Annotated in this window: 28 protein-coding genes; 9 read left to right on the top strand and 19 right to left on the bottom strand. The window is 71.9% G+C overall.

Going from position 1 to position 24,467, the window contains the following annotated elements; all coding sequences use genetic code 11:
- Window positions 1-6: 6 nt before the first annotated feature.
- The 6 genes from L1857_RS05015 to L1857_RS04990 all read right to left on the bottom strand — a co-directional run bounded on the left by L1857_RS05015 (window position 7) and on the right by L1857_RS04990 (window position 5,735).
- Complete coding sequence (locus L1857_RS05015) at window positions 7-549, bottom strand: NuoB/complex I 20 kDa subunit family protein (protein ID WP_020417415.1); 543 nt, start codon at window positions 547-549, stop codon at window positions 7-9.
- 12 nt (window positions 550-561) lie between these two features.
- Window positions 562-966, bottom strand: coding sequence for an NADH-quinone oxidoreductase subunit A (locus L1857_RS05010; protein WP_094003816.1), 405 nt, complete (start codon window positions 964-966; stop codon window positions 562-564).
- A gap of 562 nt (window positions 967-1,528) precedes the next feature.
- Window positions 1,529-2,800 (bottom strand): geranylgeranyl reductase family protein, encoded by a 1,272-nt coding sequence (locus L1857_RS05005; RefSeq protein WP_116114566.1) that lies wholly within the window; start codon window positions 2,798-2,800, stop codon window positions 1,529-1,531.
- Window positions 2,797-3,501, bottom strand: a complete 705-nt coding sequence (locus L1857_RS05000; protein ID WP_249464551.1) for a demethylmenaquinone methyltransferase — start codon at window positions 3,499-3,501, stop codon at window positions 2,797-2,799. Before L1857_RS05000 ends, L1857_RS05005 begins: the two co-directional genes overlap by 4 nt.
- Window position 3,502: 1 nt before the next feature.
- The gene (locus L1857_RS04995) at window positions 3,503-4,609 is read right to left on the bottom strand and encodes a glycosyltransferase (protein ID WP_116114562.1); all 1,107 of its coding nucleotides are present in this window, start codon (window positions 4,607-4,609) and stop codon (window positions 3,503-3,505) included.
- A 4-nt stretch (window positions 4,610-4,613) separates the two neighbouring features.
- Complete coding sequence (locus tag L1857_RS04990; RefSeq protein WP_198958126.1) at window positions 4,614-5,735, bottom strand: glycosyltransferase family 4 protein; 1,122 nt, start codon at window positions 5,733-5,735, stop codon at window positions 4,614-4,616.
- 142 nt (window positions 5,736-5,877) lie between these two features.
- Between L1857_RS04990 and L1857_RS04985 the strand changes: the two genes are divergently transcribed.
- Both L1857_RS04985 and L1857_RS04980 read left to right on the top strand, forming a co-directional pair.
- Window positions 5,878-6,723 (top strand): inositol monophosphatase family protein, encoded by an 846-nt coding sequence (locus L1857_RS04985; RefSeq protein WP_094003756.1) that lies wholly within the window; start codon window positions 5,878-5,880, stop codon window positions 6,721-6,723.
- A 34-nt stretch (window positions 6,724-6,757) separates the two neighbouring features.
- Entirely contained in the window at window positions 6,758-7,087 is a 330-nt protein-coding gene (locus L1857_RS04980) for a zinc-ribbon domain-containing protein (RefSeq protein WP_116111639.1), read from the top strand.
- A 1-nt stretch (window position 7,088) separates the two neighbouring features.
- Here L1857_RS04980 and L1857_RS04975 read toward each other — a convergent pair whose 3' ends face one another.
- From L1857_RS04975 to menD, 3 genes are all read right to left on the bottom strand, one after another.
- Window positions 7,089-7,583 (bottom strand): DUF3592 domain-containing protein, encoded by a 495-nt coding sequence (locus L1857_RS04975; RefSeq protein ID WP_198958125.1) that lies wholly within the window; start codon window positions 7,581-7,583, stop codon window positions 7,089-7,091.
- A gap of 12 nt (window positions 7,584-7,595) precedes the next feature.
- The gene (locus L1857_RS04970; RefSeq protein ID WP_205413312.1) at window positions 7,596-9,095 is read right to left on the bottom strand and encodes a M1 family metallopeptidase; all 1,500 of its coding nucleotides are present in this window, start codon (window positions 9,093-9,095) and stop codon (window positions 7,596-7,598) included.
- 191 nt (window positions 9,096-9,286) lie between these two features.
- Window positions 9,287-10,951 (bottom strand): 2-succinyl-5-enolpyruvyl-6-hydroxy-3-cyclohexene-1-carboxylic-acid synthase, encoded by a 1,665-nt coding sequence (gene menD / locus L1857_RS04965; RefSeq protein ID WP_249464548.1) that lies wholly within the window; start codon window positions 10,949-10,951, stop codon window positions 9,287-9,289.
- A 57-nt stretch (window positions 10,952-11,008) separates the two neighbouring features.
- Between menD and L1857_RS04960 the strand changes: the two genes are divergently transcribed.
- From L1857_RS04960 to L1857_RS04945, 4 genes are read left to right on the top strand one after another with little or no spacing between them, the layout of a single operon-like run.
- Window positions 11,009-11,932 carry a 1,4-dihydroxy-2-naphthoyl-CoA synthase gene (locus L1857_RS04960; RefSeq protein WP_116111635.1) on the top strand — a complete coding sequence of 308 codons (924 nt, stop codon included), beginning with the start codon at window positions 11,009-11,011 and terminating at the stop codon, window positions 11,930-11,932.
- A 7-nt stretch (window positions 11,933-11,939) separates the two neighbouring features.
- Window positions 11,940-13,088 carry an o-succinylbenzoate--CoA ligase gene (gene menE, locus L1857_RS04955; RefSeq protein WP_249464544.1) on the top strand — a complete coding sequence of 383 codons (1,149 nt, stop codon included), beginning with the start codon at window positions 11,940-11,942 and terminating at the stop codon, window positions 13,086-13,088.
- A gap of 31 nt (window positions 13,089-13,119) precedes the next feature.
- Window positions 13,120-13,260: a hypothetical protein gene (locus L1857_RS04950; protein WP_167481475.1), complete on the top strand. Its 141-nt coding sequence runs from the start codon at window positions 13,120-13,122 to the stop codon at window positions 13,258-13,260.
- 23 nt (window positions 13,261-13,283) lie between these two features.
- Window positions 13,284-14,156 carry a 1,4-dihydroxy-2-naphthoate polyprenyltransferase gene (locus tag L1857_RS04945; RefSeq protein WP_094003746.1) on the top strand — a complete coding sequence of 291 codons (873 nt, stop codon included), beginning with the start codon at window positions 13,284-13,286 and terminating at the stop codon, window positions 14,154-14,156.
- Between the two features lie 159 nt (window positions 14,157-14,315).
- Here the strand turns inward: L1857_RS04945 and cds1 are convergent, their stop codons facing one another.
- From cds1 to L1857_RS04930, 3 genes are read right to left on the bottom strand one after another with little or no spacing between them, the layout of a single operon-like run.
- Window positions 14,316-15,389 (bottom strand): L-cysteine desulfhydrase Cds1, encoded by a 1,074-nt coding sequence (cds1, locus tag L1857_RS04940; protein WP_116111633.1) that lies wholly within the window; start codon window positions 15,387-15,389, stop codon window positions 14,316-14,318.
- The gene (locus L1857_RS04935) at window positions 15,373-15,654 is read right to left on the bottom strand and encodes a DUF4229 domain-containing protein (RefSeq protein ID WP_027932766.1); all 282 of its coding nucleotides are present in this window, start codon (window positions 15,652-15,654) and stop codon (window positions 15,373-15,375) included. The genes cds1 and L1857_RS04935 overlap by 17 nt, the downstream gene beginning before the upstream one ends.
- 11 nt (window positions 15,655-15,665) lie before the next feature.
- Window positions 15,666-16,139, bottom strand: a complete 474-nt coding sequence (locus tag L1857_RS04930) for an Lrp/AsnC family transcriptional regulator (RefSeq protein WP_094003744.1) — start codon at window positions 16,137-16,139, stop codon at window positions 15,666-15,668.
- Window positions 16,140-16,351: 212 nt separating this feature from the next.
- Here L1857_RS04930 and L1857_RS04925 point away from each other — a divergent pair, with 212 nt between their 5' ends.
- Both L1857_RS04925 and L1857_RS04920 read left to right on the top strand, forming a co-directional pair.
- Window positions 16,352-16,561 carry a BldC family transcriptional regulator gene (locus tag L1857_RS04925; RefSeq protein ID WP_020417396.1) on the top strand — a complete coding sequence of 70 codons (210 nt, stop codon included), beginning with the start codon at window positions 16,352-16,354 and terminating at the stop codon, window positions 16,559-16,561.
- A 129-nt stretch (window positions 16,562-16,690) separates the two neighbouring features.
- Window positions 16,691-16,864: a hypothetical protein gene (locus tag L1857_RS04920; protein WP_094003743.1), complete on the top strand. Its 174-nt coding sequence runs from the start codon at window positions 16,691-16,693 to the stop codon at window positions 16,862-16,864.
- Window position 16,865: 1 nt separating this feature from the next.
- On the opposite strand, the gene L1857_RS04915 is transcribed toward L1857_RS04920, so the two are convergent.
- The 4 genes from L1857_RS04915 to L1857_RS04900 are packed head-to-tail and all read right to left on the bottom strand — an operon-like array spanning window position 16,866 to window position 21,336.
- A complete protein-coding gene (locus L1857_RS04915; protein WP_094003742.1) occupies window positions 16,866-17,963 on the bottom strand; it encodes a MinD/ParA family ATP-binding protein in 1,098 nt (365 codons plus the stop codon).
- Window positions 17,963-18,961: a c-type cytochrome biogenesis protein CcsB gene (gene ccsB / locus L1857_RS04910; RefSeq protein ID WP_116111632.1), complete on the bottom strand. Its 999-nt coding sequence runs from the start codon at window positions 18,959-18,961 to the stop codon at window positions 17,963-17,965. Before ccsB ends, L1857_RS04915 begins: the two co-directional genes overlap by 1 nt.
- 6 nt (window positions 18,962-18,967) lie before the next feature.
- The gene (gene resB / locus L1857_RS04905; protein WP_116111631.1) at window positions 18,968-20,566 is read right to left on the bottom strand and encodes a cytochrome c biogenesis protein ResB; all 1,599 of its coding nucleotides are present in this window, start codon (window positions 20,564-20,566) and stop codon (window positions 18,968-18,970) included.
- Complete coding sequence (locus L1857_RS04900) at window positions 20,563-21,336, bottom strand: cytochrome c biogenesis CcdA family protein (protein WP_094003739.1); 774 nt, start codon at window positions 21,334-21,336, stop codon at window positions 20,563-20,565. Before L1857_RS04900 ends, resB begins: the two co-directional genes overlap by 4 nt.
- A gap of 121 nt (window positions 21,337-21,457) precedes the next feature.
- Here L1857_RS04900 and L1857_RS04895 point away from each other — a divergent pair, with 121 nt between their 5' ends.
- The gene (locus tag L1857_RS04895; RefSeq protein WP_116111629.1) at window positions 21,458-21,985 is read left to right on the top strand and encodes a hypothetical protein; all 528 of its coding nucleotides are present in this window, start codon (window positions 21,458-21,460) and stop codon (window positions 21,983-21,985) included.
- Here the strand turns inward: L1857_RS04895 and L1857_RS04890 are convergent.
- From L1857_RS04890 to hemL, 3 genes are read right to left on the bottom strand one after another with little or no spacing between them, the layout of a single operon-like run.
- Window positions 21,964-22,539, bottom strand: coding sequence for a TlpA family protein disulfide reductase (locus tag L1857_RS04890; RefSeq protein WP_116111628.1), 576 nt, complete (start codon window positions 22,537-22,539; stop codon window positions 21,964-21,966). The genes L1857_RS04895 and L1857_RS04890 overlap by 22 nt on opposite strands.
- Entirely contained in the window at window positions 22,536-23,162 is a 627-nt protein-coding gene (locus L1857_RS04885; protein WP_116111627.1) for a histidine phosphatase family protein, read from the bottom strand. Before L1857_RS04885 ends, L1857_RS04890 begins: the two co-directional genes overlap by 4 nt.
- Window positions 23,159-24,460: a glutamate-1-semialdehyde 2,1-aminomutase gene (gene hemL / locus L1857_RS04880; protein ID WP_116111626.1), complete on the bottom strand. Its 1,302-nt coding sequence runs from the start codon at window positions 24,458-24,460 to the stop codon at window positions 23,159-23,161. Before hemL ends, L1857_RS04885 begins: the two co-directional genes overlap by 4 nt.
- Between the last annotated feature and the right edge of the window lie 7 nt (window positions 24,461-24,467).

Genomic DNA, 24,467 nt, shown 5'->3' with positions numbered 1-24,467 from the left:
GCCGCATCACTTCTTCGCGTACTTGATCGACGACGGGATCAGCTCGGTCTGGTGCCCGGCCAGTGCCGCGGCGCGACGCGGCCCGAGCGGCTCGTCCTGGATCTTGGCGTGCAGCTTGAGGATCGCGTCGAGCAGCATCTCCGGGCGGGGCGGGCAGCCCGGCAGGTACATGTCGACCGGCACGATGTGGTCCACGCCCTGCACGACGGCGTAGTTGTTGAACATGCCGCCGGAGGAGGCGCAGACGCCCATCGCGAGCACCCACTTCGGCTCGGCCATCTGGTCGTAGATCTGACGCAGGACCGGGGCCATCTTCTGGGTGACCCGCCCGGCGACGATCATCAGGTCGGCCTGGCGCGGGGTCGCGGAGAAGCGCTCCATGCCGAAGCGGGCGATGTCGTAGCGGGAGCCGCCGACGGTCATCATCTCGATCGCGCAGCAGGCGAGCCCGAAGGTGGCCGGCCACAGCGAGTTCTTGCGCGCCCAGTTGACCAGCTTCTCCAGGCTGGCCAGCAGGATGCCGTTGGGGAGCTGCTCTTCGAGTCCCATGACGTCCCTCCCCTAGTTCCAGTCGAGCCCGCCGCGACGCCAGACGTAGGCGTAGGCGAAGCCGACGGTCGCGATGAACAAGACGATCTCCACCAGGCCGAACAGGCCGAGCGCGTCCGCCGAGACGGCGAACGGGTAGAGGAAGACCATTTCGATGTCGAACAGGATGAACAGCATCGCGGTGATGTAGTAGGCGACCGGCATGCGGCCGCCGCCCACCAGCGGCTGCGGGGACGGTTCGATCCCGCACTCGTAGGCCATCTGCTTCGCCCGGTTGTACCGGCGCGGGCCCACCAGCGGGCCGAGCAGCACGGAGAACACCGCGAACCCCGCGGCGAGGACGAACAACAGGACCAGCGGCAGGTACATCTCCAGCCCCGGGGACGAGGCCGCCTGCGCGAGGGGGAACTGCGACATCAGCACGGTGATTGCCGTCCTTTCCGCGCCGTTGCGAACGTGCCGCTTGTGAAACTGTTCACAATCTCCCGTGCGGGGTTGTGAAGCGGTTCACAAAGCATAGGGGCAGTGTAGGACGTGGCTCACATTGTTGTCGCGGGGTGTTTCGGGTAAGGCGAACCTAACCAAAGGATGCCCTGGTGGGCGGCCATAAGCCCGAGACCTGCACGAAAAGGATCTTCCCGATCACGCAACGCGAAAGACGTGTGACGTAACCCACGGTGAGCGGGCGCAACCAGGCCCGGTTGCGAGTCAGATCACGCGTCCGGACATGTGACGGAGGTCATCCGACGCGCCGCGGCACGCACTCGCGCGCGAACGCGGGACTCGCGCGCAGGAGCGCAGGACTCGCCCGCGCGAACGTGGGACTCGCCCGCAGGAGCGTGGAACTCGCGCGCGCCGCGAGTCCCACGTTCCGGGGCGCGAGTCCCACGTTCCGGGGCGCGAGTTCTGCACTCGGGACTATCGCCGGGGCGGGGCGCCGGCCTCACGGAGGCGCACACCGCTGGCCCGCGGTGGGGTCTCAGGCGCTGGGCGTCAACCGCGCGGCCAGGGAGATCATCCGGTCCACCGCGTCGCCGCCCTTGGCGTCGTAGCAGCCGGACAGGCCCTTGTAGATCAGCGGGATCAGCGGGTTGATCCGCAGGCCGTACTTGGTCGCCGCGCGCATGACCTTCGGGTTGCCGATCGCCTTCGCGAAGACGTTGCCCAGCCGGTAGTAGCCGCCCATCAGCTCCTTCAGCGCGAGCGGGTACCCCCGCAGCGCGCGCTCCCGCGACGAACCCTCGGGCCGGGCCAGCGCCTGCACCACGAACTCCGCCGCGAGCTGCGCCGACTCCATCGCCGCCGAGATGCCCTCGCCGTTGAACGGGCTCACCATGCCGCCCGCGTCGCCGAGCAGCAACAAACCGTCGCGGTAGTGCGGGGTGCGGTTGAAGCCCATCGGCAGGCCGGCGCCGCCGATCCGGCCGATCGCGTTCTCCTCGCGGTAGCCCCACTCCTCCGGCGTCGAGTCGAGCCACTGCCGCATCAGCGCGCGGTAGTCCGTGTTCCGGAACGACTTCGACGTGGACAGCATCCCCAGCCCGACGTTCACCGTGCCGTCGCCGAGCGGGAACGCCCAGCCGTAGCCGGGCAGCAGCTGCGGGTTGCGCGGGTCCTTGCGGTCCCACAGCTCCAGGTGGCCCTCGATGAACTCATCGTCGTGCCGCGGGCTCCGGTAGTACCGGCGCACGGCGACACCCATCGGGCGCTTCTCGTCGGTCTCGATGCCGATCGACCGGGCCAGCCGCGCGGACACGCCGTCACACGCCAGCACCAGCGGCGCGTGGTAGCGGACCGGGGTCTTCTCGGGCCCCTGCTTGCCCTCCACGCCGATGACGCGCCCGGTGCGCTCGTCGGTGATCGCGCCGGTCACGGTGGTCCGCTCCAGCAGCCGGGCGCCGGCCTTGACCGCGGTCTTGGCCAGCAGGTCGTCGAAGTCCTGGCGGGTGCGCGAGACGCCGTAGGGCGGGTAGCTGGTCAGCTCCGGCCAGTCCAGCTCCAGCGTCAGCTCCGCGGTGAGGATCCGCAGGCCGCGGCTGTGCACCCAGCCGGCCTCCCGGCTGGTGTCGATGCCCAGGTCGATGAGCTGCTTGACGCCGCGCGGGGTGAGGCCGTCGCCGCACACCTTCTCGCGCGGGAACTCGGTCTTCTCCAGCACCAGGACGTCGATCCCGGCGCGCGCCAGGTACGTCGCGACGGTGGATCCGGCCGGGCCCGCGCCGACGACGATTACCTGAGCGTCCTGGGTCATGCCTCGGAGTTTACGGAAGGCTTCACGGCACGATGGATCGCGACGACGCCGAACGTCAGGTTCAGCCACTCCACCTTCGTCCAGCCCGCGCTCGCGATGATCTGCGCCAGGGTGCGCTGGTCGTGCCAGGCGGCCATGGATTCGGCCAGGTAGGAGTAGGCCTCGGGGTTGGTCGAGGAGAACCGGCCGAGCAGGGTCATGGCCCGCAGGATGAACCGCTTGTAGACGAACCGGATCGGCGGGAACGTGGGCGTCGACACCTCGCAGATGACCAGCCGCCCGCCCGGCTTGACCACGCGCGCGATCTCTTCGAGCGCGGCCTTCGTGTCGACGAAGTTGCGGATGCCGAAGCTGATCGTCGCGGCGTCGAAGCTGCCGTCGGCGAAGGGCAGGTGCAGCGCGTCGGCGGCGACCATCGGGACGCGGCGGTGCTTGCCGCTGCGGAGCATGCCGAGCGAGAAGTCCGCGGCCAGGCACCACGCGCCGCCGCGCGCGTACTCGGCGGTGGACACCCCGGTGCCGGCGGCGAGGTCGAGCACCTTCTCCCCGCGGCTGGCGTCCAGGACGCGGGACGTCGTCGTGCGCCATCGGCGGTCGAACCCGAACGTCATGACCGAGTTCGCCCGGTCGTAGCCCTCCGAGACGCCGTCGAACATGGCGGCGACCTCGTGCGGATCTTTGTCGAGGCTCGCACGTGACATGTCAGGAGCGTAAAGCAGATAACATGCCGCGCACGCTCGCGGGCCAGGCGAACTCCTCCGCCCGGGCGCGGGAAGCCGCACGTCGCAGGTCCTCCGGGTGCTCCAGCAGGCCGGTCACGGCGCTCGCGAAGGCCCGCGGCACGTCCGGCACCGCGGCCCCGCAGCCGGGCCGGACGATCTCCCGCAGCGCCGAGGACCGCGACACCACCACCGGCGTCCCCGACGCCAGCGCCTCCAGTGCCGCGAGCCCGAACGTCTCGTGCGGGCCGGGGGCGAGCGAGACGTCCGCGCTGGCCAGCAGCCGCGCCACCGCGGTCCGGTCGGACACGAACCCGAGGAACGTGACCGGCAGCCCGCGCGCCCGCCGCTCCAGCGCCCGCCGCCGCGGCCCGTCCCCGGCGATCACCAGCCGCACCCGGTCGCCGGACTCGGTCAGCTCGGCGACGGTGTCCACACTGCGCTCGACGTGCTTCTCCGGCGACAGCCGTCCACAGTGGACAAGCAACGCGTCGGCGCCGGAGGCCAGCTCGGCACGCAGCCCGGCGTCGTGGTACCGCGGCTGGAAGGCGGCCAGATCGACGCCCAGCGGGACCTGCCGGACGTTGGCGACGCCGATCCGGTCGAACTCCTCGCGCGCGAACGACGTGGTGCAGACGACCGTGTCGTAGTTGCCCGCCATCCGCCGGTTGGCGGCGTCGGCGACCCGGCGGGCCAGCGGTCCGGGCACGAGGAACTGCTCCAGCAGCCGGTCCAGCCGCTCGTGCGAGATCACCACGCTGGGCACGTCGTGCCGGTGCGCCCACACCCCCATCCCGCGCAGGGTCAGCCGGTCCGACACCTCCAACCGGTCCGGGCGCAGCGCCGACAGCAACGCGCGCACCCGGTACGGGTCGACCGCTCGGTATCCGCCGGTGCCGGGGATCTTCGGCGCGGGCAGGCTGATCCGGCGCACGCCCGTGGACAGCTGCTCCTCGGCGTGCCGGGGTCCCGGCACGACCAGCGTCACGCGGTGACCACTCGCCACGTACCCGGCGCCCAGGTGGTGCAGCGCGGTGCGCAGACCACCGGAGCGCGGCCCGTAGAAGTTCGCCAGCTGGACGATGTGCATGGCATCAGGCGGCTCGCGCGACGCGGCCGGTGACCACCTCGTAGTGCCGCACCAGCTCCGCGCACACCGCCGGCCAGGTCCGGCCCAGCACAACCTTGCGGGCCTTGGTTCCCAGCCGCTCGCGCAGCGCCGGGTCACGCAGGTCACGCACGCGCCGCACCAGTTCCTCGGCGAACCCGGCCGGGTCCGGCGGCAGCAGGTAGCCGGTGCGGCCGGGCAGGACCAGGTCGCGCGGACCGCCCGCGTCCGGCGCCAGCACCGGCAGCCCGGAGGCCATCGCCTCCTGCACCGCCTGGCAGAACGTCTCGTGCGGTCCGGTGTGGACGAACACGTCGAGGCTCGCGTAGGCCGCGGACAGCTCCTCGCCGTAGCGGGCGCCGAGGAAAGCGGCGCCGGGCAGGCGTTCGGCCAGCTCCTCGCGGTCCGGCCCGTCGCCGACGACCACCAGCCGCACGCCGTCCACGCCGGCCAGCGCGGCGAGCCTGCCGACCTCCTTCTCCGGCGCCAGCCGCCCGACGAACCCCACCAGCAGCTCGCCGTCGGGCGCGAGCCGGGCGCGCAGCTCCGCGTCGGCGTGCGCGGGCGAGAAGCGCTCGACGTCCACGCCCCGGCCCCAGCGGTGCACGCGGGGCACGCCGTGCGCGCGCAGGTCGTCCACGGACTGGGTGGACGGCGCCAGCGTCCGGTCGGCCTTCGAGTGCAGCCGCCGCACCCACCGCCACGCCGCCCGCGCGCCCAGGCCGAGCCCGTACGCGGTGGCGAACCCGGCGATGTCGGTCTGGAACACCGCGATCGCGGGCACCCGCAGGCGCCGGGCCGCGGCCAGCCCACGCGCGCCGACCACGAACGGCGAGGCCAGGTGCACCACGTCCGGCCCGAACGCGGTGAGCGCGGTCAGCACCGTACGGGTGGGCAGGCCGATCGGCAGCGAGTTGACCACCGGCAGGTCCAGCGCGGGGATCCGCACCACCGGCGCGCCCCGGTAGTGCGTGGGCCCGGTGAGGCCGGGCGCGACCACCATCACGTCGTGGCCGGTGCCGGTGAGGTGCTCGATGACCCGCAGCACGGAGTTGGTCACGCCGTTCACCTGCGGAAGGAAGCTTTCGGTGACGATGGCGACGCGCACGATGCCACCGTGGCAGCCGGTCCGGTTCGGGCGGAAAAGCCCGCGTGACGAGGGAACCAACGGTGCCCGAACTTCACGAAGCTTTCTCCGCTTCACCTGGGTGTCGCGTCCCGGACACTTGGTGCCGCCACACTCGGCTGGCGTGACCCTCCTCTCCGCCCGCCCACCCCACCCGGTCGAACCGGGCTTGCTGTCGCGAGCGCTCGAGGTCGCCGGGCGGCTGGCCAACGACGCCACCGACGTGATCACCGCGACCGCGGGCCGGGGCGCCCACCCCGACATCGCGGACTCGCCGTTCGACTGGGTCACCGACACCGATCGCATCCTGGAGCGGCACACCCGCCGCGTGCTGACCGCGGAGTTCCCCGGCATCCCGGTCGTCGGTGGCGAGTTCGGCGCCGACACCGGCGCGGACTCGGCGGCCTACCGCTGGGTGGTCGACCCGGTCGACGGCACCGCCAACTACGTCGCCGGGGTGCCCTGGTGCGCCTACAGCCTCGCGCTGGTCGACGCGTCCGGGCCGGTCGTCGGCGTGGTCGCCGACCCCTACCGCGCCCAGATCTACGCCGCCGCCCGCGGCCGCGGCACGCGCGCCAACGGCAAGCCGGTCCGGCTGGTCGACCGGGACCGCATCGCCGGGTCGATCGTGTGCACCGAACTGGCCCGCAAGGGGCCCTGGCCGGGCATGGGGTCGTTCATCGAACGCGCCGCCGAGGCACGCGCCGGGGTGCGGGTGCTCGGCTCGGCCGCGTTGTCGATCGCGCAGGTCGCGCTCGGGCACGCCATCGCCGCGGTGCTGCACAGCTACCACGAATGGGACGTCGCCGGCTCGGTCGCGCTGGCCATCGAGGCCGGCGCCGTGGTGCTCGACCGGCGCGGCTCGGACAGCCCGCTGCCCACCGACGGCCTGCTCGTCGCCGCGCCCAGCGTCGCCGAGGAAGTCCTGTCGTGGTGGCAGGAAACCGAACGGGAGATCCGCGCGTCCTAGTCCGGACGAGATCACGGACCCGGGAGAACACGACATGCTGATCTACGGCTGGCGCAAGAGCGTCCAGGAGCTGGCCACCGCGACCTACCTGTGCGGGAACTGCCAGAACCCCAGCGCCCACGCGCTGCGCCGCGCCGTCACGAAGTTCACGCTGTTCTTCATCCCGCTGTTCCCGATCAGCTCGAAGTACTTCACGGTGTGCACCTTCTGCGGCATGACCAACAAGCTGACCAAGGAGGAGGCGCAGCAGGTCCAGGCCATGCAGCCGCAGGCGCCGGCGCAGGCCGCGTTCCCGCAGCAGCAGGCCATGCCGCCCGCGGGCTACCCGCAGCAGCAGATCCAGCCGCCGCGCCAGAACTTCTGAGTCAGCCGGACTTGACCGGGGTGTCGTCGTCCACGGCGGCGACCTCCGGTTGGGCCGGCACCGCGCGGCGCAGGCGCTGGCGGATCAGCCACGCCACCGCCACGGCGGCCGCCCAGGTGACCAGGATCGTGGTGCCCAGCGGCAGCAGCGTCAGGGTCGCGGTGCGGCCGGCGACCCGGGCCAGGTCCGGGTCGGTCGCGTCGTACTCGATGCGCACCAGGTCGCCCGCCACCAGCCCGCTCGGGTAGAGCACGCCGTTGGACGGAATGTGCACGATGCCGTCCGGCGTCTCGAACCGGATGATCGTGCGGTCCCAGGTCACCGCGTCGACCTCGGCCGTCGCCGTGCCCAGGTTGCCGGTGATCGCCTGGTCGTTGCGGATCGCGGCGAGCAGCAGCCCCACGCACAGCACGGTGATCACGGCGGCGACGGCGAGCACGCAGCGACGGCCGACCTTCAGCCACCACAGAGTTCTCGCCGTCACTCGTCCGAGCATAGAAGGTGCGGGTTAACGGCTGTCCCCGGCCGCCAGCAGCCGGTGGGTCCGCTGGATGGCCGGGTACGACTTCGGCTCGGCGGCAGCGCGCAGGGTGGTCGTGCCGTTCGGGCCGGTGGCCGGCTTGCCCGCGGTGAACAGCCAGGTCTGGAACAGCTGCCGCAGCGGCTTGCCGGAGACCTGCTCGGCCAGCGCGACGAAATCGCTGATGCGGGCGTCGTCGCCCCGGTGCCGGGCGGTCCAGGTGCGCAGGATCGTGAAGAACGCGTCGTCGCCGACGGCCGTGCGCAGAGCCTGGACAGCCAGCGCGCCGCGGTCGTAGACGGCGTCGTCGAACTGGTTGGCCGCGCCCGGGCCGCCGGGCAGGACCTGCCAGAACGGGTCGTCGGCCGGGTAGGAGTCGTAGACGTACTGGGCGAGCTCGGCCGCGGTGCCCTCGCCCTGGTGCTCCGACCACAGGTACTCGGCGTAGCTGGCGAAGCCCTCGTTGAGCCAGATGTCGCTCCAGCGGCCCAGCGAGACCGAGTCACCGAACCACTGGTGGGCGTTCTCGTGCGCGACGACCGACGTGTTGGCGCCGGCAACGAAGAACTTGGTGCTGTAGACGGGGCGGGTCTGGGCCTCCAGCGCGAAGGTCAGGCCGGTGCTGACGACGCCGCCCTGGGCCTCGAACGGGTACTCGCCGAACTGGCTCGCCAGGAACTCGACGATCTCCGGGGTGCGCTCGACGCTGGCCTTCGCGGCGCCAAGCGAGTCGCCGGTGGCCGGGTCGTAGGCGGTGACGAACGGCTGCCCGCTCGGCGTGGTGCCCTGGTTGAGCTCGAACCTCCCGACTTCCAGGGTGGTCGCGTAGGTGTTCTGCGGCTGGGTGCTGCGCCAGTTCCAGCGCGTCCAGCCGGCCCGCTGCTTGGTGGTGCGGACGAGGGTGCCGTTGGACAGGGCGGCGACGTCGTCGGGCACCTCGACCGAGACGTCGTAGGTCGCCTTGTCGGTGGGGTGGTCGCTGGCCGGGTACCACCACTGGGAGTTCTGCGGCTCGTCGACCGCGAGCGCGCCGTCCGGGGTCTTCTTCCAGGCGGTGTAGCCGTCGATGACGACCTTCGACGGCGTGTCGGCGTAGGTGACGACGATCGTGACCGGCTGGTTCTTCGCCAGCGGCTTGGCCGGGGTGACCTCCAGTTCACCGTCCCGGACGGTCCGGAAGGCGGCCGGCCGGTTGCCGACCCGGATCTCGCGGACCCGGAGCCCGAAGTCCAGGTCGAAGCTGGACAGCTCCTGCGTGGTGGTCGCCAGGATCGTCGTGGTGCCGGAGAGCTGGTCGGTGGCCGGCTGGTAGGTGAGGCGGATGTCGTAGTGCGCGACGTCGTAGCCGCCGTTGCCGGCGTAGGGGTAGTAGGGGTCCCCGGCGCCGGGAGCTCCGGGAGCGGGCGCGGCGGTGGCGGTCGACGCGAGGAGCACGATCGCGATTCCGGTGGTCACGGCCCCCAGGCCGGCGCGAGTTCGCAGACGCATGAGCCGGACGCTAGCGGGAAAACTTCCCACCGGACACGGCCGAAAGAAGGTTCCCGCTAACTGAGAGCGGCGAGTCCCACGCTCCCGACGGCGAGTCCCACGCTCCGGACGGCGAGTCCCACGCTCCGGACGGCGAGTTCCGCGCTCCGGGGCGCCGAGGTGGGCGCTTCGGCCAGCTCCGGCACGCGGGCTCAGGCCAGCGCTGTCGACACCGCGCCGCGGATGCGCGCGTGCAAGTCGCGGTGGCGGGTGCGGTCCACCTGCACCTCGACCACCCGCAGGCCGGGCGCCGGGCGCAGGGCCTCGCGGAACTCCTCGATCGTGCCGGCGCGCACGTGCGGGATGCCGAACCCCGCGCACAGCGCCGACAGGTCCGCGCCGTGCGGGGTGCCGAACACGTGCTCGAACGCGTCCCGGTGCTCGGGCGCGCCCTGTTCCAGCAGCGAGAAGATCCCGCCGCCGTCGTCGTTGAGGACCACGATCGTCAGGTCCGGCCGGGTGTCCGCCGGACCGGCCAGCAGGCCGTTGACGTCGTGCAGGAACGTCAGGTCGCCGAGCAGCGCGTAGGAGTGCCCGCGGTGCACCGACGCCGCGCCGATCGCCGTCGACACCGTGCCGTCGATGCCCGCCACCCCGCGGTTGCGGTGCACCAGGATGTCCGGCCGCATCCGGCCGGCCAGCGCCACGTCCCGCGCCGGGTTCGACGAGCCGACCACCAGCAGCGCGTCCGGCGGCAGGGCGTCCACCAGCTCGGACGCCAGCCGCAGCCCGCTCGGCCACTGCTCGCGCCGCAACGCCCGGCCGACGGCCTCGTTCGCCAGCGCATCGGCCCGCTGCCACGCGGCCAGCCAGTCCGGATCGGCCGGCTTGGTCGGCGAGTCGAACCACTGCCCGACCTGCCGCACGTTGTGCGCGGGCGCGGGCCAGTCCGAGTCCGGGCGCACCAGCAGCACCTCGACGTCGGAGTCCGACAGCAGCTGCTGGATCTGCCGGAACACCGTCGGCCTGCCGAGGCACAGCACCTGCTCCGGCTTGTGCCGTCGGATGAACTCCTCCGCGCCGAGCAGCCACACGCCGGACGAGATCGCCGACGACCCGAGCAGCCCGAGGCCGCCGGTCTCCGAGATCACCGGCCAGCCGTGCTGCTCACCCCACTCCCCGGCGGCCCGCACCCCGCTGTCGCACGCGATGACCAGGCCGCACCGGGCCGAGGGCACCACGAACGACGGCAACGCGCCGAAGTCCGGCAGCTCGGTCCAGCGCTCCCCGCCGGGGCGGCCCTCCAGCGACTCGTACCACTCGTCGTCGCCGTCGGGCACCAGCGGCTCGCGGAACGGGACGTTCAGGTGCACCGGGCCGCAGCGCCACTCGCCGTAGGCCGCGTTCCAGGCCCGGCAGATCTGGCTGCGCCAGTACGCGTTCTGGCCACCGCGCCGCTCGGCGACGGCCAGCTCGTCGAAGTAGCGGACCGCGCCGCCGTAGAGCCGCTGCTGCTCGATGACCTGGTTCGCGCCCGCGGCCCGCAGCTCCGGCGGGCGGTCGGCGGTCAGCACGATCAGCGGCACCCCGGCCCGGTCGGCCTCCAGGACCGCGGGGTGGAAGTTCGCCGCCGCGGTGCCGCTGGTGCACACCACGGCGACCGGGCGCCCGGTGCGCGCCGCGATGCCGAGCGCGAGGAAACCGGCGCCCCGCTCGTCGATGCGGACGTGCAGCTGGAGGCGTCCCGCGGCGGCCGCGGCGTGCAGCGCCAGCGACAGCGGCGCGTTGCGCGAGCCCGGGCAGAGCACCACGTGGGAGACGGTGTTGCGGACGAGTTCGTCCACGATGACCTTGGCCTGCGCGGTCGACGGATTCACCGGGCACCGCCCGGCGTGTCACCCGTCACCACAGTCACACGGCCTATTCTCCCAAACGTGCATGACGCCCAGGTTTCCGAGCTGTTCGACCCGTCCGCCTGGACCGAAATCGAGGGTTTCGGTTTCACCGACATCACCTATCACCGTTCCGTCGAGGCCCGCTCCGGCAAACGCGTCGTGCGCGTCGCGTTCGACCGCCCCGAGGTTCGCAACGCCTTCCGCCCGCACACCGTCGACGAGCTGTACCGCGCTCTCGACCACGCGCGGATGAGCTCAGATGTCGGCTGCGTCCTCCTGACGGGGAACGGTCCCTCGCCGAAGGACGGTGGGTGGGCGTTCTGTTCCGGTGGTGACCAGCGTATTCGCGGTCGGTCCGGCTATCAGTACGCGAGTGGCGAGACCTCCGACACGGTCGACCCCGCGCGGGCCGGCCGCCTGCACATCCTCGAGGTCCAGCGGCTGATCAGGTTCATGCCGAAGGTGGTGATCGCGGTCGTGCCGGGCTGGGCCGCCGGTGGTGGGCACTCGCTGCACGTGGTGTGCGATCTCACCCTCGCCTCGGCCGAGCACGCGCGGTTCAAGCAGACCGACGCGGACGTGGGGTCGTTCGACGGCGGGTTCGGGTCGGCCTACCTGGCGCGCGAGGTGGGGCAGAAGTTCGCGCGGGAGATCTTCTTCCTCGGCCGGGAGTACGACGCCGAGCAGATGCACCGGATGGGCGCGGTCAACGCGGTCGTGCCGCACGCCGAGCTGGAGGCCGAGGCGCTGCGGTGGGGCTGGGAGGTCCTCGGCAAGTCGCCGACGGCGCAGCGGATGCTGAAGTACGCGTTCAACCTGATCGACGACGGGCTGGTCGGACAGCAGGTCTTCGCCGGCGAAACCACCCGTCTGGCCTACATGCAGGACGAGGCGGTCGAGGGCCGGGACGCGTTCCTGGAGAAGCGGGACCCCGACTGGTCGGCGTTCCCCTACTACTACTGAGGTCGCCGTGCGTGAGGTCTGGCTGCGGGGTCCGGAGTCGGTCGACGAGCTGGCCGGGGCCGTGGCCGCGGCGCTCGACGGGGGCGAAGCGGTGCTGCCGCTGGACGGCAGCGACCCCAAGGCCGCCGGGTTGCTGGCGGCTATGCGGCCGGACGAGCCGGTGGAGCCGGGCACCGCGGTGATCATCGCGACCTCCGGGTCCACCGGCGAACCGAAGGGCGTGCTGCTGTCCGCCGGGGCGCTGCGGGCCTCCGCGGAGGCGACGCACCGGCGGCTGGGCGGTCCGGGGCGCTGGCTGCTCGCGACCCCGGCGAACTACATCGGCGGCCTGCAGGTGCTGGTCCGGTCCATGCTCGCCGGGCAGCCGTTCGCCGTGCTGCCGCCCGGGCCGTTCCGCGCGGAGCGTTTCGCCGAGGCCGCGCGGCCGGTGCTCGCGGGGGACGGGCCGCGCTACACCGCCATGGTGCCGACCCAGCTGACCCGCCTGCTCGACGCCGGCGGCCCCGGCCTGGACGCGGCCAAGGCGTTCGATGCGATCATCCTCGGCGCCGCCGCGACCACCCCGGCCCTGCGCGCCCGCGCCGCCGAGGCCGGGGTGCGGATCGTCCCGTCGTACGGGATGAGCGAGACCGCGAGCGGCTGCGTCTACGACGGCGTCCCGCTTGACGGGGTCGACGTGCGGATCGCCGGCGACGGGCGGATCCTCATCGCCGGGCCGGTCCTGACCCACGGCTACCGGCTGCGGCCCGACCTCACCGCCGACGCGTTCGACGGGCGCTGGTTCCGCACCGGGGACCGCGGGCAGCTGCGCGACGGGCGCCTGGAGGTCCTCGGCCGCCTCGACGACGTGATCAACACCGGCGGGGTCAAGGTGTCCGCGGCTGCGGTGGAACGCCTGATCACGGCCCTGCCCGGGGTGCGGGAAACCTGTGTCGTCGGGCTGCCGGACGCCGAGTGGGGCCAGGTCGTGGCGGCCGCGGTCGTGGCCGAGGGGGCGGCGCCGAGCGTGGACGAGCTGCGGGCGGCGGTGCGGGCGTCCGCGGGTGCCGCGGCCGTGCCGAAACGGGTCGAATTCGTTACCACACTCCCACTGCGCGGGCCGGGCAAAATCGACCGGACAGCGGTCGCGCAGCAGATTTTTCCCCCGGTTGGTTGACATCGAGCGCGGACCGTCTTTCAGTTAGCCAATGATCTCGCTGAAACGTCTCCTGGTCGCGGCCGTCGGAGCCGCATTCACCGTCCTCGCGGTGTCCGGCACCGCCGCGGCCGCTCCGCCGCTGCCCGACTCCGGCACCCTCACCTGGTCCGTACCGGTCGCCGGGGAGTAGACGCGCTCGACCAGAATGCAGTCATGGCGACTGTGACGGAGTGGATCGAGGGGGCCCGGCCGCGGACGCTGCCGAACGCGGTGGCCCCGGTGGTGGCGGGCGTGGGGGCGACGATCCAGCTGGGGGCGTTCACCTGGTGGCAATCGCTGCTCGCGCTCCTCGTGGCGCTCGCGCTGATCATCGGCGTCAACTTCGCCAACGACTACTCCGACGGCATCCGCGGCACGGACACCGACCGGGTCGGGCCGCTCCGCCTGGTCGGCTCCGGTGCCGCGGCGCCGAAACTCGTGCTGACCGCCGCGCTGACCAGCTTCGGCGTGGCCGGGGTGCTCGGGCTGGTGCTGGTGGCGGTCACCGGGCGGTGGTGGTTGCTCGCGATGGGCGCCGCGTGCATCCTCGGCGCCTGGTTCTACACCGGCGGCCGCAAGCCCTACGGGTACGCGGGGCTCGGCGAGGTCGCGGTGTTCATCTTCTTCGGCCTGGCCGCCGTGCTGGGGACGGTGTACGTGCAGGCCGGGCGGATCAGCTGGGAGGCGCTGGGGGCCGCGGTGGCGGTCGGGTGCTTCTCGATGGCCGTGCTGGTGGCGAACAACCTGCGCGACATCCCGACCGACAAGGTGGCCGGGAAGGTGACGCTCGCCGTCCGCCTGGGCGACGCCGGGACGCGGCGGTTCTACCTGACGCTGATCGCGGTGCCGTACGTGGTGACGGTGTTGCTGGCGATCGGGCACCCGTGGCCGCTGATCGCGCTGGTGACGGCGCCGCTGCTGCGGACCCCGGTGCGGGCGATCATCAGTGGGGGCACGGGGCCGGGGCTGATCCCGGTGCTGAAGGACACCGGCCTGGCGATGCTGGCGTGGTCGGTGCTGACCGCCCTGGGGCTGGGACTCTCCTAGCCGCCCAGCGCCACGCCCAAGCGTGGAACTCACGCCCCTGAACGTGGGATTCGCGGCCATGAACGTGGGACTCGCGGCCATGAACGTGGGACTCGCGGCCGCACGCGAGTCCCACGCTCCTGTGGGCGAGTTCTGCGCTCCTGTGGGCGAGTTCTGCGGTCAGTTGGTCCACTTGCCGCTGGCCAGGAACCGTTCCATCCGGGCTGTGTGCGGGGCCAGGTCGAAGCCTTGCTCGGCGATCCACTCGTCGTTGTAGTAGGTGTGTGCGTAGCGCTCCCCGCCATCGCAGATGAGGGTTACCACGCTGCCCACCTGGCCCGCCTCGAGCATGCCCGCGATGATCTCGAACGCCGCGTACAGCGCCGTGCCCGTCGAGCCGCCCGCCCAGTGGCCCGTGCGCTCCCGCAACAACCTGATCGCCGCCATCGACGCCGCGTCCGGGACCTGGATCATGTGGTCGATGACCGTCGGCACGAAACTCGGCTCCACCCGCGGCCGTCCGATGCCTTCGATGCGTGACGGCATCCCCGTGGCGTAGTCCAGGGCGCCCGTTTCCCACGCGCCGTAGAACGACGAGTTCTCCGGGTCGGCCACCGCGATCTTCGTGGTGTGCCGCCGGTAGCGCACGTACCGGCCGAACGTCGCGCTCGTGCCGCCCGTGCCCGCCCCGACCACGATCCACGACGGGACCGGGTGCCGTTCGGCGCGCATCTGGGCGAACACCGACTCCGCGATGTTGTTGTTGCCGCGCCAGTCCGTGGCCCGCTCGGCGTAGGTGAACTGATCGAGGTAGTGCCCGCCGCACTCCGCGGCCAGCCGCTCGGCCTCGCTGTACATCGCGGACGGGACGTCCACGAAGTGGCACCGGCCGCCGTAGAACTCGATCAGCTCGATCTTCTCCCGGCTGGTCTTGCGCGGCACCACCGTCACGAAGTCCAGCCCGAGCATCCGCGCGAAGTACGCCTCGGACACCGCGGTCGAGCCGCTGGACGCCTCGATCAACGTGGTGTCCGGCCCGATCTGGCCGTTGACCAGCGCGTACAGCAGCAGCGACCGGGCCAGCCGGTGCTTGAGCGAGCCGGTCGGGTGCACCGACTCGTCCTTCAGGTACAGGTCCACGCCCCATTCGGGCGGCAGCGGGAAGCAGTGCAGGTGCGTGTCGGCGCTGCGGTTGGCGTCGGCCTCGATGAGGCGGATCGCTTCGCGCACCCACGCCCTATTCGTCGGCGGCATCCTCGCCCCTCAGCTGGGCCCGCAGCTTCGCCCGCTCCCGCGCCCGGTGCTCGTTGCGCGCCGCCAGGCCCGCGGTCACCCGCGCGTTCAGCTTGCGGAACACCAGCAGCCCGACCGGCAGGCCGACCACCACGCCGACGGCGACGGCGACCAGCAGCGGCACCTTCACCAGGACGAGCACAGCCGCCACGACGACGATCAGCCCGAACCGCGCGAGCAGGTAAAGCGTCAGGTCACGGCCCAGATGAGTACGGGTCTCGCTCACGTCTGAGGAGCCTACGCGCCGGTCACGGGCGGATCTTCGAGCACCGTGTTGTTCGGCCGCCCCTCGAACCGCGTGGACAGCACCACCGTGGTCCGCGTGCGCGCCACCCCGCCGATCCGCCGCAGCCTGCCCAGCGTGTGCTCCAGCTCGTCGACCGTCGGCACCCGGACCTTCACCACGAACGCCTCGTCCCCGGCGACCGCGTAGCAGCTCTCCACCTCGGGCAGTTTGCCCAGCTCCTCGGCCACGTCGTTGTCGTCGGCGGTGTCGGTGGGCTGGATGCCGACCAGCGCGGTCACGCCCAGTCCGACGGTGCTCGGGTTGACCGTCGCGTGGTAGCCGGTGATCACGCCGGCGGCTTCGAGCTTGCCGACGCGCTCGTGCACCGAGGACGCGGACAGCCCGACGGTTCTGCCCAGCTCCGCGTAGGTGGCACGGCCGTTCATGCGCAACGCGGCGATGATCTTGCGGTCCAGGGCATCCACGGAAGCCAGCCTAGGCGGCCTTTACCGAACGCCCGCGACCGCTGCCTGCGCTGTTGCTCCACGCACACGAGCTGGGCGTTTTGTCCATTACTACCCCTTTACTTATTGACAACCGTTCGAGTACCTGACGGGTGAGATGCCACGATTGCCGTGTTGATCGAACCGGGGCTTCGACCTCCGGTTTAGCAGTTTGGTCGTGAAGGAGGCGGAAAATGACCGCTAGCACGGGAGGGCGCCTGCTGACGCCCGGCGAAGTCGCCGCGTTGTTCCGGGTGGACCCGAAGACCGTGACCCGGTGGGCGACCGCGGGCCGCATCGGCTCGATCCGCACCCCCGGTGGGCACCGGCGGTTCCGGGAGTCCGAGGTCAACGCCCTGCTGGCCGAGCTCACCACGGACGCGAACGAGCCGGCTCGCGTCTGACCACGTGGCGAAAACCCCGCGGACCGGCCCAGCCGGACCCGCGGGGCCCGGGCGCGTCATCCGGAACTCACGCCGGAGGGGTTACCCTCGGTACAGCAGTTCCGCCAACGCACTCGGAAGGGAGCGGGGATGATCTACCTGCTCGCAGCGATCGGCGCGCTCACCATCGCTGTCCTGTTGTGGCGGGCCTTCGGCCCCGAGCACGTCGGGGTGTCCTCGCGGGCGACCGTCGCGCCGGACGACGACCCCGAGTTCCTGCGCAAGCTCGGCGAGCGGAAGCCGCCGAAGTCCGAGGACGACTGACCTAGCGTTTACCGGGGAAGGCGTCCGCCATGGTGGCCGCCAGCTCCAGCAGCGCCATGCGCGTCTCCGGCGTCAGGCGCTCCAGCTCGATCTCCGCACCCTCTTCCAGGTGCGGGTCGAACGGGATCCGGCACACCGCCCTGGTCCGGGCCGCGAAGTGCGCGGCCAGCTTGTCCAAGTCCACCGAACCGGCCTTCGGGCGCACCGAGTTGATCACGGTCACCGACCGTTTCACCAGGTCACCGTAGCCGTGGGCATCCAGCCAGTCCAGGGTCGCCGACGCGCTGCGCGATCCGTCCACCGACCCGGACGACACCACCACCAGCGCGTCGGCCGCGTCCAGCACGCCCTTCATCGCCGAGTGCATCAGGCCGGTGCCGCAGTCGGTGAGCACGATGTTGTAGAAGTGCTCCAGCAGGTTGACCGTGCGCAGGTAGTCGCTTTCGGAGAACGCCTCCGACACCGCCGGGTCCTGCTCGCTGGCGAGGATCTCCAGCCGGCTCGACCCCTGTGAGGTGTAGGCGCGGACATCGCTGTAGCGGGTGATCTTGTCCGCGTCCCGCAGCAGGTGGCGCACCGTCGCCGTGGTCTCGATCGGGATCTTCTGCGACAGCGTGCCGCGGTCCGGGTTCGCGTCCACCGCGATCACCCGGTCGCCGCGCAGCGCGGCGAACGTCGAGCCGAGCGTGGTGGTGATCGTGGTCTTGCCGACGCCGCCCTTGAGGCTCAGCATCGCGATCCGGAAGCACCCGCGCAGCGGCTGGTTCACCCGCGCGACCAGCTCACGCTGCCGCTGCTCCAGCGGGCTCTCCCCCGGGTTGATCAGCTTGCCGGAGGCCAGGTAGACCGCCTTGCGCCAGCCCGACTGGGGCACGCGCTTCGGCGGCCGCACGGGGCGCTCGGGCGCGGCGTGACGCGGCCGGGACGGCTGCGGCAACGGCGGGTACGGGTACTGCGGCTGCCCGTACTGCTGGTGCAGCGGGGGCAGGTTCGGGTCGTAGCCGGGCTGCTGGTGCCGCGGCGGTGGAGGAGCCGGGTGCGAGGTGGAGTCGGTTCGTTCGTCGGAGAAGTAGGACTCGGGTTCGCGCGGCTCGGTCATCAGCCGACCCCGGCGTAGGAATGCAGGCCCGTGGTGACGAGGTTGACGAAGAACAGGTTGAACACCGTCACTGCGAACCCGAGGGTGTTGATGACCGCGGCGCGGGTGCCGCGCCAGCCCGCCGTGGCCCGCGAGTGCAGGTAGGCGGCGTAGACGACCCACGCGATGAACGCGGTGGTCTCCTTCGGGTCCCAGCCCCAGAACCGGCCCCACGCGGCCTCGGCCCACACGGCGCCGCACAGCACACCGAAGGTGAACAGCGGGAACGCGAACACGGTGGTGCGGTAGGCGATGCGGTCGAGCACGTCGGCGGCGGGCAGTCGCGACCCGAACCGGGCGAAGCGCTTCGGGTTGCGCTCGTGCGCGGTGCGGATCAGGTAGAGGATGCTGGCGACGCCGGGCACCAGGAAGATGCCGGACGACGCGGCCGCCGCGGACACGTGGATGATCAGCCAGTACGACTGCAGCGCGGGCTGGACCGGCGCGGCCACGGTGTAGAGCATCGTGCCGCCGACGAACATCAGGATGACCACCGGCAGCAGCAGGAAGCCGGACAGGTGGCGGGCCGGGAACTTGCGGATCACCACGAGCCAGGTCACCACGGCGATGAACGTCACCGCCATGATGTATTCGTACATGTTGCCCCACGGCACGCGGTGCGTCGCCAGACCACGCAGCACCAGCGCGGCCAGGTGCAGCAGCACGCCCAGGACGGTCAGCGCGGCACCCATCCGGCCGATGCGCTCGGCGCGGCCACGGGCGGCCCGGTCCGCCGGAGTTTCAGCCGGAGGGGTGACGGTCTCGCTGGTGCCTGGGCCGCCGGCCCCGACCAGTTCGCGCGCCCGCTCCCGGGTGCGCTCGGCCGCGCGGCGCCCCTTGGCGCCGAAGGACTGTTCGATGAGGAAGAAGACCAGCGCCAGTACGTAGATGGCCGTCGCTGTCGTGTAGGACCAGTCGCTGTACTGGGACAACGTCTCATTAACAGCAGCGCCCGGCATTGCCACTTACCTCCGTTTGCCTGTGAGCAGCTCGTCCGCGATCCGGGTGAACTCCTCGCCGTAGCCCGCCTGGTCGGTGCGGGCGAGCCCGCCCACCTCGACCACGGTACCCGTCCCGGCCTCGCCGCCCGGGACGACCCGCACCCACAGCCTGCGGCGTTTGATCAGCAACGACAACCCGAGGCCGACGAACATGACGACGGCGAACCCGAGCACGTACGTCTGGGTCGGGTCGTGCGAGATCTGCAGCGACACGAAGCGCTGCACCCCGTCGAACCGCACCACGGTGCCGTCGTCCAGGGTGACCGACTGGCCGACGTTCAGGTTCGAGCGGGCGACCCGGGTGAGGCGGCCGTCGTCCACCATGGACTGGTCGATGGAGAAGATCGACTGGCTCTGCCCGGAGTCCAGGCCGAGGTCGCCGCGCATCACGTCGACCGCGACCATCGGGTTGGTCAGCTCCGGCCCGCCGCCGGTCAGCACGCCGCCGTGCAGCAGCCCGTCCGGCGCGAACAGGCCGGTGATCGCGAGCTGCTTGGTGCGCCGCTCGAACGGGTCGGTGATGTTGGGCGGGTCGAACTTGGTCGCACCCTCGTTCAGCGTCGCGGTGCCGTCGGTCGGGCGCCACTGCGTCGCCTGCGTGCGGGTCGTGCCGTCCGGCCAGGTGATCGTGAAGATCGGCGAGTAGCCGTTGCCGAGCAGGTAGACGCGGTCGCCGGCCAGCCGCAGCGGCGAGTTGACCTCGAGCAGGTAGTTGCGCCAGGTGCCGGTCTCCAGGTCCGCGCCCGCCTGGTACTGGACGTTCGACCTGTACTGGATGGGCTGGCCGGCCTCGGTGAACTCGGCGCTGAAGTCGTTGACCTTGACGCAGAACGGGTTGAGGTCGGTGCCGTCGACCCGCAGCCCGGGGGTGAACGAGTCGTAGGCGTAGATCCCGGAGTTGCAGAACTGGGACCCGTTGGCCTGGACGATCACCTGGCCCTCGTAGGTGTACATCTTGCCCAGCGCGAACGCGATGATCAGCCCGAGCATCCCGAAGTGGAAGACCAGGTTGCCGGTCTCGCGGAGGTAGCCGCGCTCGGCGCTGATCGTGCGGGCGCCGTCGTCCTCCGCGCGCTCGACGGCGCGCCAGCCCTTGAGCCGGGCGCGAGCGGCGGCCAGTACCTCGTCGGGGTCGCGCGGGGTGGTGGCCTTGGCGAAGTGCGGCAGCCGGGCCAGGTTGCGCGGGGTGAGCACCGGCTTGGCGCGCATCGACCGGAAGTACTCGACGCTGCGCGGCAGCAGGCAGCCGACCAGCGAGATCATCAGCAGCAGGTAGATCGCCGAGAACCAGACGCTGGAGTAGACGTCGAAGAACTGCAGGCGGTCCAGCAGCGTGCCCCACCAGCCGTGGTCGGCGATGTACTGCTCGGTCTTCGGGGCGTTGAGCGTGCGCTGCGGCAGCAGGGCGCCGGGCAGCGCGGCGAGCGCGAGCAGGAACAGCAGGATCAGCGCGGTGCGCATCGCGGTGAGCCCGCGCCAGGTGTTGCGCAGGAACGCCAGCACGCGCTGGGCGGGCGAGTTGCGGTAGGGCTTGGGGTCCGGGGGCGCTTCGGTGGCGGTCACAGCGGCAGCACCGTGTCCGTGACGAAGGCGTCCCGCAGCCAGCTGACCAGCTCGCCCCACAGGCCGGTGACCAGCAGGACACCGACGACGAGCAGCAGCACACCGCCGAAGATCTGGACGCGGCGGCCGTTGCGGCGCAGCCAGTCGGTGGCGCGCACGGCCCAGCGCGCGCCGAACGCGATGAGCAGGAACGGCAGGCCCAGGCCGAGGCAGTAGACCAGGACCAGCAGGAACCCGCGGGCGCCGCTGGAGCCGGTGCCCGCGGCCAGCGCGAGCACGCCGGACAGCGTCGGGCCGATGCACGGCGTCCAGCCGAGCCCGAACACCGCGCCCAGCAGCGGCGCGCCGAGCAGACCGCCGCGCGGCACGCGGTGCGACCGGACGTCGCGCTGCAGCGCCGGGATGAGACCGAGGAAGACCAGGGCCATCGCGATGGTGACCACGCCGCCGACGCGCTGCAGCAGGTCCTGGTTGACCAGCAGCGCGTCGGCGAGCCACACCAGGCTGCCCACCCCCGCGGCGAACACGACGGTGAACCCGAGCACGAACAGGGCGGCCGCGCCGACGACCGCGTAGCGGCCCTTCTTGCGGTCCTCGTCCGCGGTCACGGCCGGGGCGTCGGCGCCGACCAGCGCGGCGAGGTAGGCGAGGTAACCCGGCACGAGCGGGACGACGCAGGGCGAGGCGAACGAGATGGCACCCGCGAGCAGGGCGACCCCGGCGGCGAGCAGCAGCGGCCCGGAGGTCGCCAGCTCGGTCACGGAGTTCACGGTTCGAGGGTAAGCAGTGAGTTCGGTGTGAGTTCACCGGGATGGGGTCGGCCGATCGGCCGAGGACGGCGAGCCCTTCGACCGAAGCCGGCCCCGTGGTCCGCACCATACCTTTTCAGCCATGACGATTCCGCTGCGTGTCCACGCGTTGCTGTCCGTGCTGACCGGGGCGCCGCTGGTGTGGGAAATCACCCGCGTCGACCTGAGCCGTCCCGCCTCCTACGCGTTCCTGCTCTGCTGCGCGCTCGTCGCCGCGGCACCGTGGCTGGCGCTGCGCTTCCACTGGTCGACGGGGGTGCTGCCGGCCGCGGGCGGTGTGCTCGGCTCGGCCGGACTGGTGCTGCTGCTGGACTGGTTGCCGGCCCGGCCCGAGGTGGTGAACCTGCCGCTGGTCCAGGTGGCCGGCCTGATCGCGGTGCTGGTGATCGTCCTGCGCGACGCCGGGCCGTGGGGCGCGGTGCTCGGCGCGACCGCCCTCACGCTGTCCGCCGCGGCCGCCGCCGTGGCGATCCACCAGTGGGCGCGGGTGTCGCACCACCTCGCGACGCCGTACCCGCCGTCGGTCGTGGGCACGGCGCTGCTGGTATTCGGCGGCGCGCTGGCCTGCGGCGTCTTCCTGCGTTCCGGCTACTCGGCGGCGAGCCGCTGAACCACCGGCTCGATGTCGCTTGCCAGGATCGACCGCAGGTAGACCGCGGCCACCCGCTGCTGCTTGTCCAGGATGATCGTGGACGGCACGACGTTGCGCGGGTAGCCGGACAGCTGGAGCAGGCTGCGGCCCGGCGGGTCGTAGATGGACGGGTAGGTCAGCTGCCGGTTGCGCACGAAGTCCTGCGGCGCCGAGCGGTCGTCGTCGCGGACGTCGAGGCCGAGGACCTGCACGCCCTTGTCCTGGTGCGCCAGGTAGAGCTTCTCCAGCTCGGGCGCCTCGGTGCGGCACGGCGCGCACCACTGGCCCCAGATGTTGATCACCACGACCTGGCCGGCGTAGTCCGCGACCGAGATGGTCTTGCCCTCGGTCATCAGGTCCTCGCCGGACAGGTTCGGGATCGGCTGCCGGTCGGCGCCCTCGTAGAGGATGTCGGTCTTGCCGCCGGGCGCGACGAACTCGAAGTTGCTGCCCTGCGACACCGCGTCGTTGCCCGTGCTGCACCCGGCGAGCACGAACACGCTCGCCAGGACGGCCGCGAGGATCCGCTTCATGCTCCGGTCACCTTCGGGTCGGTGGCGCCGGCCGGTTCGCTGTAGACGATCTTCACCAGCTCCTCGCCCTGGAAGACCAGGCTGGTCAGCGACGCGAGCGAGCACTGGCGGCGGCGCGGGTCGTGCCACAGCGGCTTGGCCTCGAGGAACCGGCGCAGCGTCCAGATCGGCAGCTGGTGCGACACGCACAACGCCTCGTGCCCCTCGGCCTTCGAGCGGGCCCGCAGGACCGCGCCGAGCATCCGGTGCGCGATCTCCACGTACGGCTCGCCCCACGACGGCACGAACGGGTTGCGCAGCTTCGGCCAGTGCCGCGGCTGGCGCAGCGCGCCGTCGCCGACAGCGACCTTCTGCCCCTCGAACGCGTTGCCCGCCTCGATCAGCCGCTCGTCGGTCTGCACGTCGAGCCGGTGGGCCGCGGCGATCGGCGCCGCCGTCTCCTGCGCGCGCTGCAGCGGCGAGGAGACGACGTAGGCGATGTCGTGGGTGGCGACCGCCTCGGCGACGGTGAGGGCCTGGCGGCGGCCGCGTTCGGACAGGTGGAAGCCGGGGAGGCGACCGTAGAGGATCCCGTCCGGGTTGTGCACTTCCCCGTGCCGCAGCAGGTGCACGATGGTCGTCACTGTCGCGCCTCCGCCGCGGCCTTGGCGGCCGCCGGCAGCGCGGCCTCGATGACCTCGAACGCCGCGTCGTCCATCACGGAGTTGACGAACCACGCCTCGTACGCGCTCGGCGGGCCGTACACGCCGCGCTCCAGCAGGGCGTGGAAGAACGGCGGGAAACGCCAGGTGTCCGAGCTGGTGGCGTCGTGGTAGTTGCGCACCGGCTCCTCGCGGAAGAACACGCTGAGCAGGTTCCCGGCGTAAGCCACGTGGTGCGGCACGCCCGCCTTGTTCAGGGCCTCGGTGAACAACGCGCCCAGGCGCTGCGAGTTGGCGTCGAGGCGGCGGTACACCTCGTCGTCGGCCGCGCGCAGGGCCGCCAGGCCGGCGGCCACCGCGACCGGGTTCCCCGACAGCGTGCCGGCCTGGTAGACCGGGCCGGTCGGCGCGAGCCGCGCCATCACGTCCGAGCGGCCGCCGAACGCCGCGGCGGGCAGCCCGCCGGACATGACCTTGCCGAACGTGTAGAGGTCGCCGGGCACGCCCTCGATGCCGAACCAGCCGGACCGGGACACCCGGAAACCGGTCATGACCTCGTCCATGATCAGCAGCGCGCCGTGCTCGTGCGCGAGGTCGCGCAGCTGGGCGTTGAAGTCCGGGCCGGGCGCGACGGCACCCATGTTGCCGGCGGCGGCCTCGGTGATGATCGCGGCGATCGAGTCCGGGTTGTCCGCGAAGGACTGCCGCACGGCCTCGATGTCGTTGTAGGGCAGCACGATCGTGTCCGCGGCCTGCGCGCCGGTCACGCCGGGCGAGGTCGGCAGGCCGAGCGTGGCGACGCCGGACCCGGCCTGGGCGAGCAGCGCGTCGACGTGCCCGTGGTAGCAGCCGGCGAACTTGACGATCTTGCTGCGGCCGGTGAACCCGCGGGCCAGCCGGATCGCGCTCATCGTCGCCTCGGTGCCGGAGTTGACCAACCGCACCTGGTGCACCGGGTCGACCCGGTCGATGATCTCCTCGGCCAGCTCGACCTCACCGATGGTCGGCGTGCCGAACGACAGGCCCGAGCTCGCGGCCTCCCGCGCGGCTTCGACGACCGCCGGGTGCGCGTGCCCGAGGATCATCGGACCCCAGGAGGACACCAGGTCCACGTAGCGGTTGCCGTCGGCGTCCCACAGGTACGGGCCCTCGCCGCGCACCATGAACCGCGGCGTGCCGCCCACCGAGTTGAACGCCCGCACCGGGGAGTTCACGCCGCCGGGGGTCACCGCGGCGGCGCGGTCGAACCATGCCCTGGACTTGTCGACTTCTTGCGTCACAGACCCC

This window comes from Amycolatopsis thermalba, from assembly GCF_023376025.1.
In the GTDB taxonomy this organism is placed as follows: Bacteria; Actinomycetota; Actinomycetes; order Mycobacteriales; family Pseudonocardiaceae; genus Amycolatopsis_E; species Amycolatopsis_E thermalba.
The sequence above is the reverse complement of the archived record's forward strand: the minus strand, read 5'-3'. Positions and strand labels throughout refer to the sequence as shown.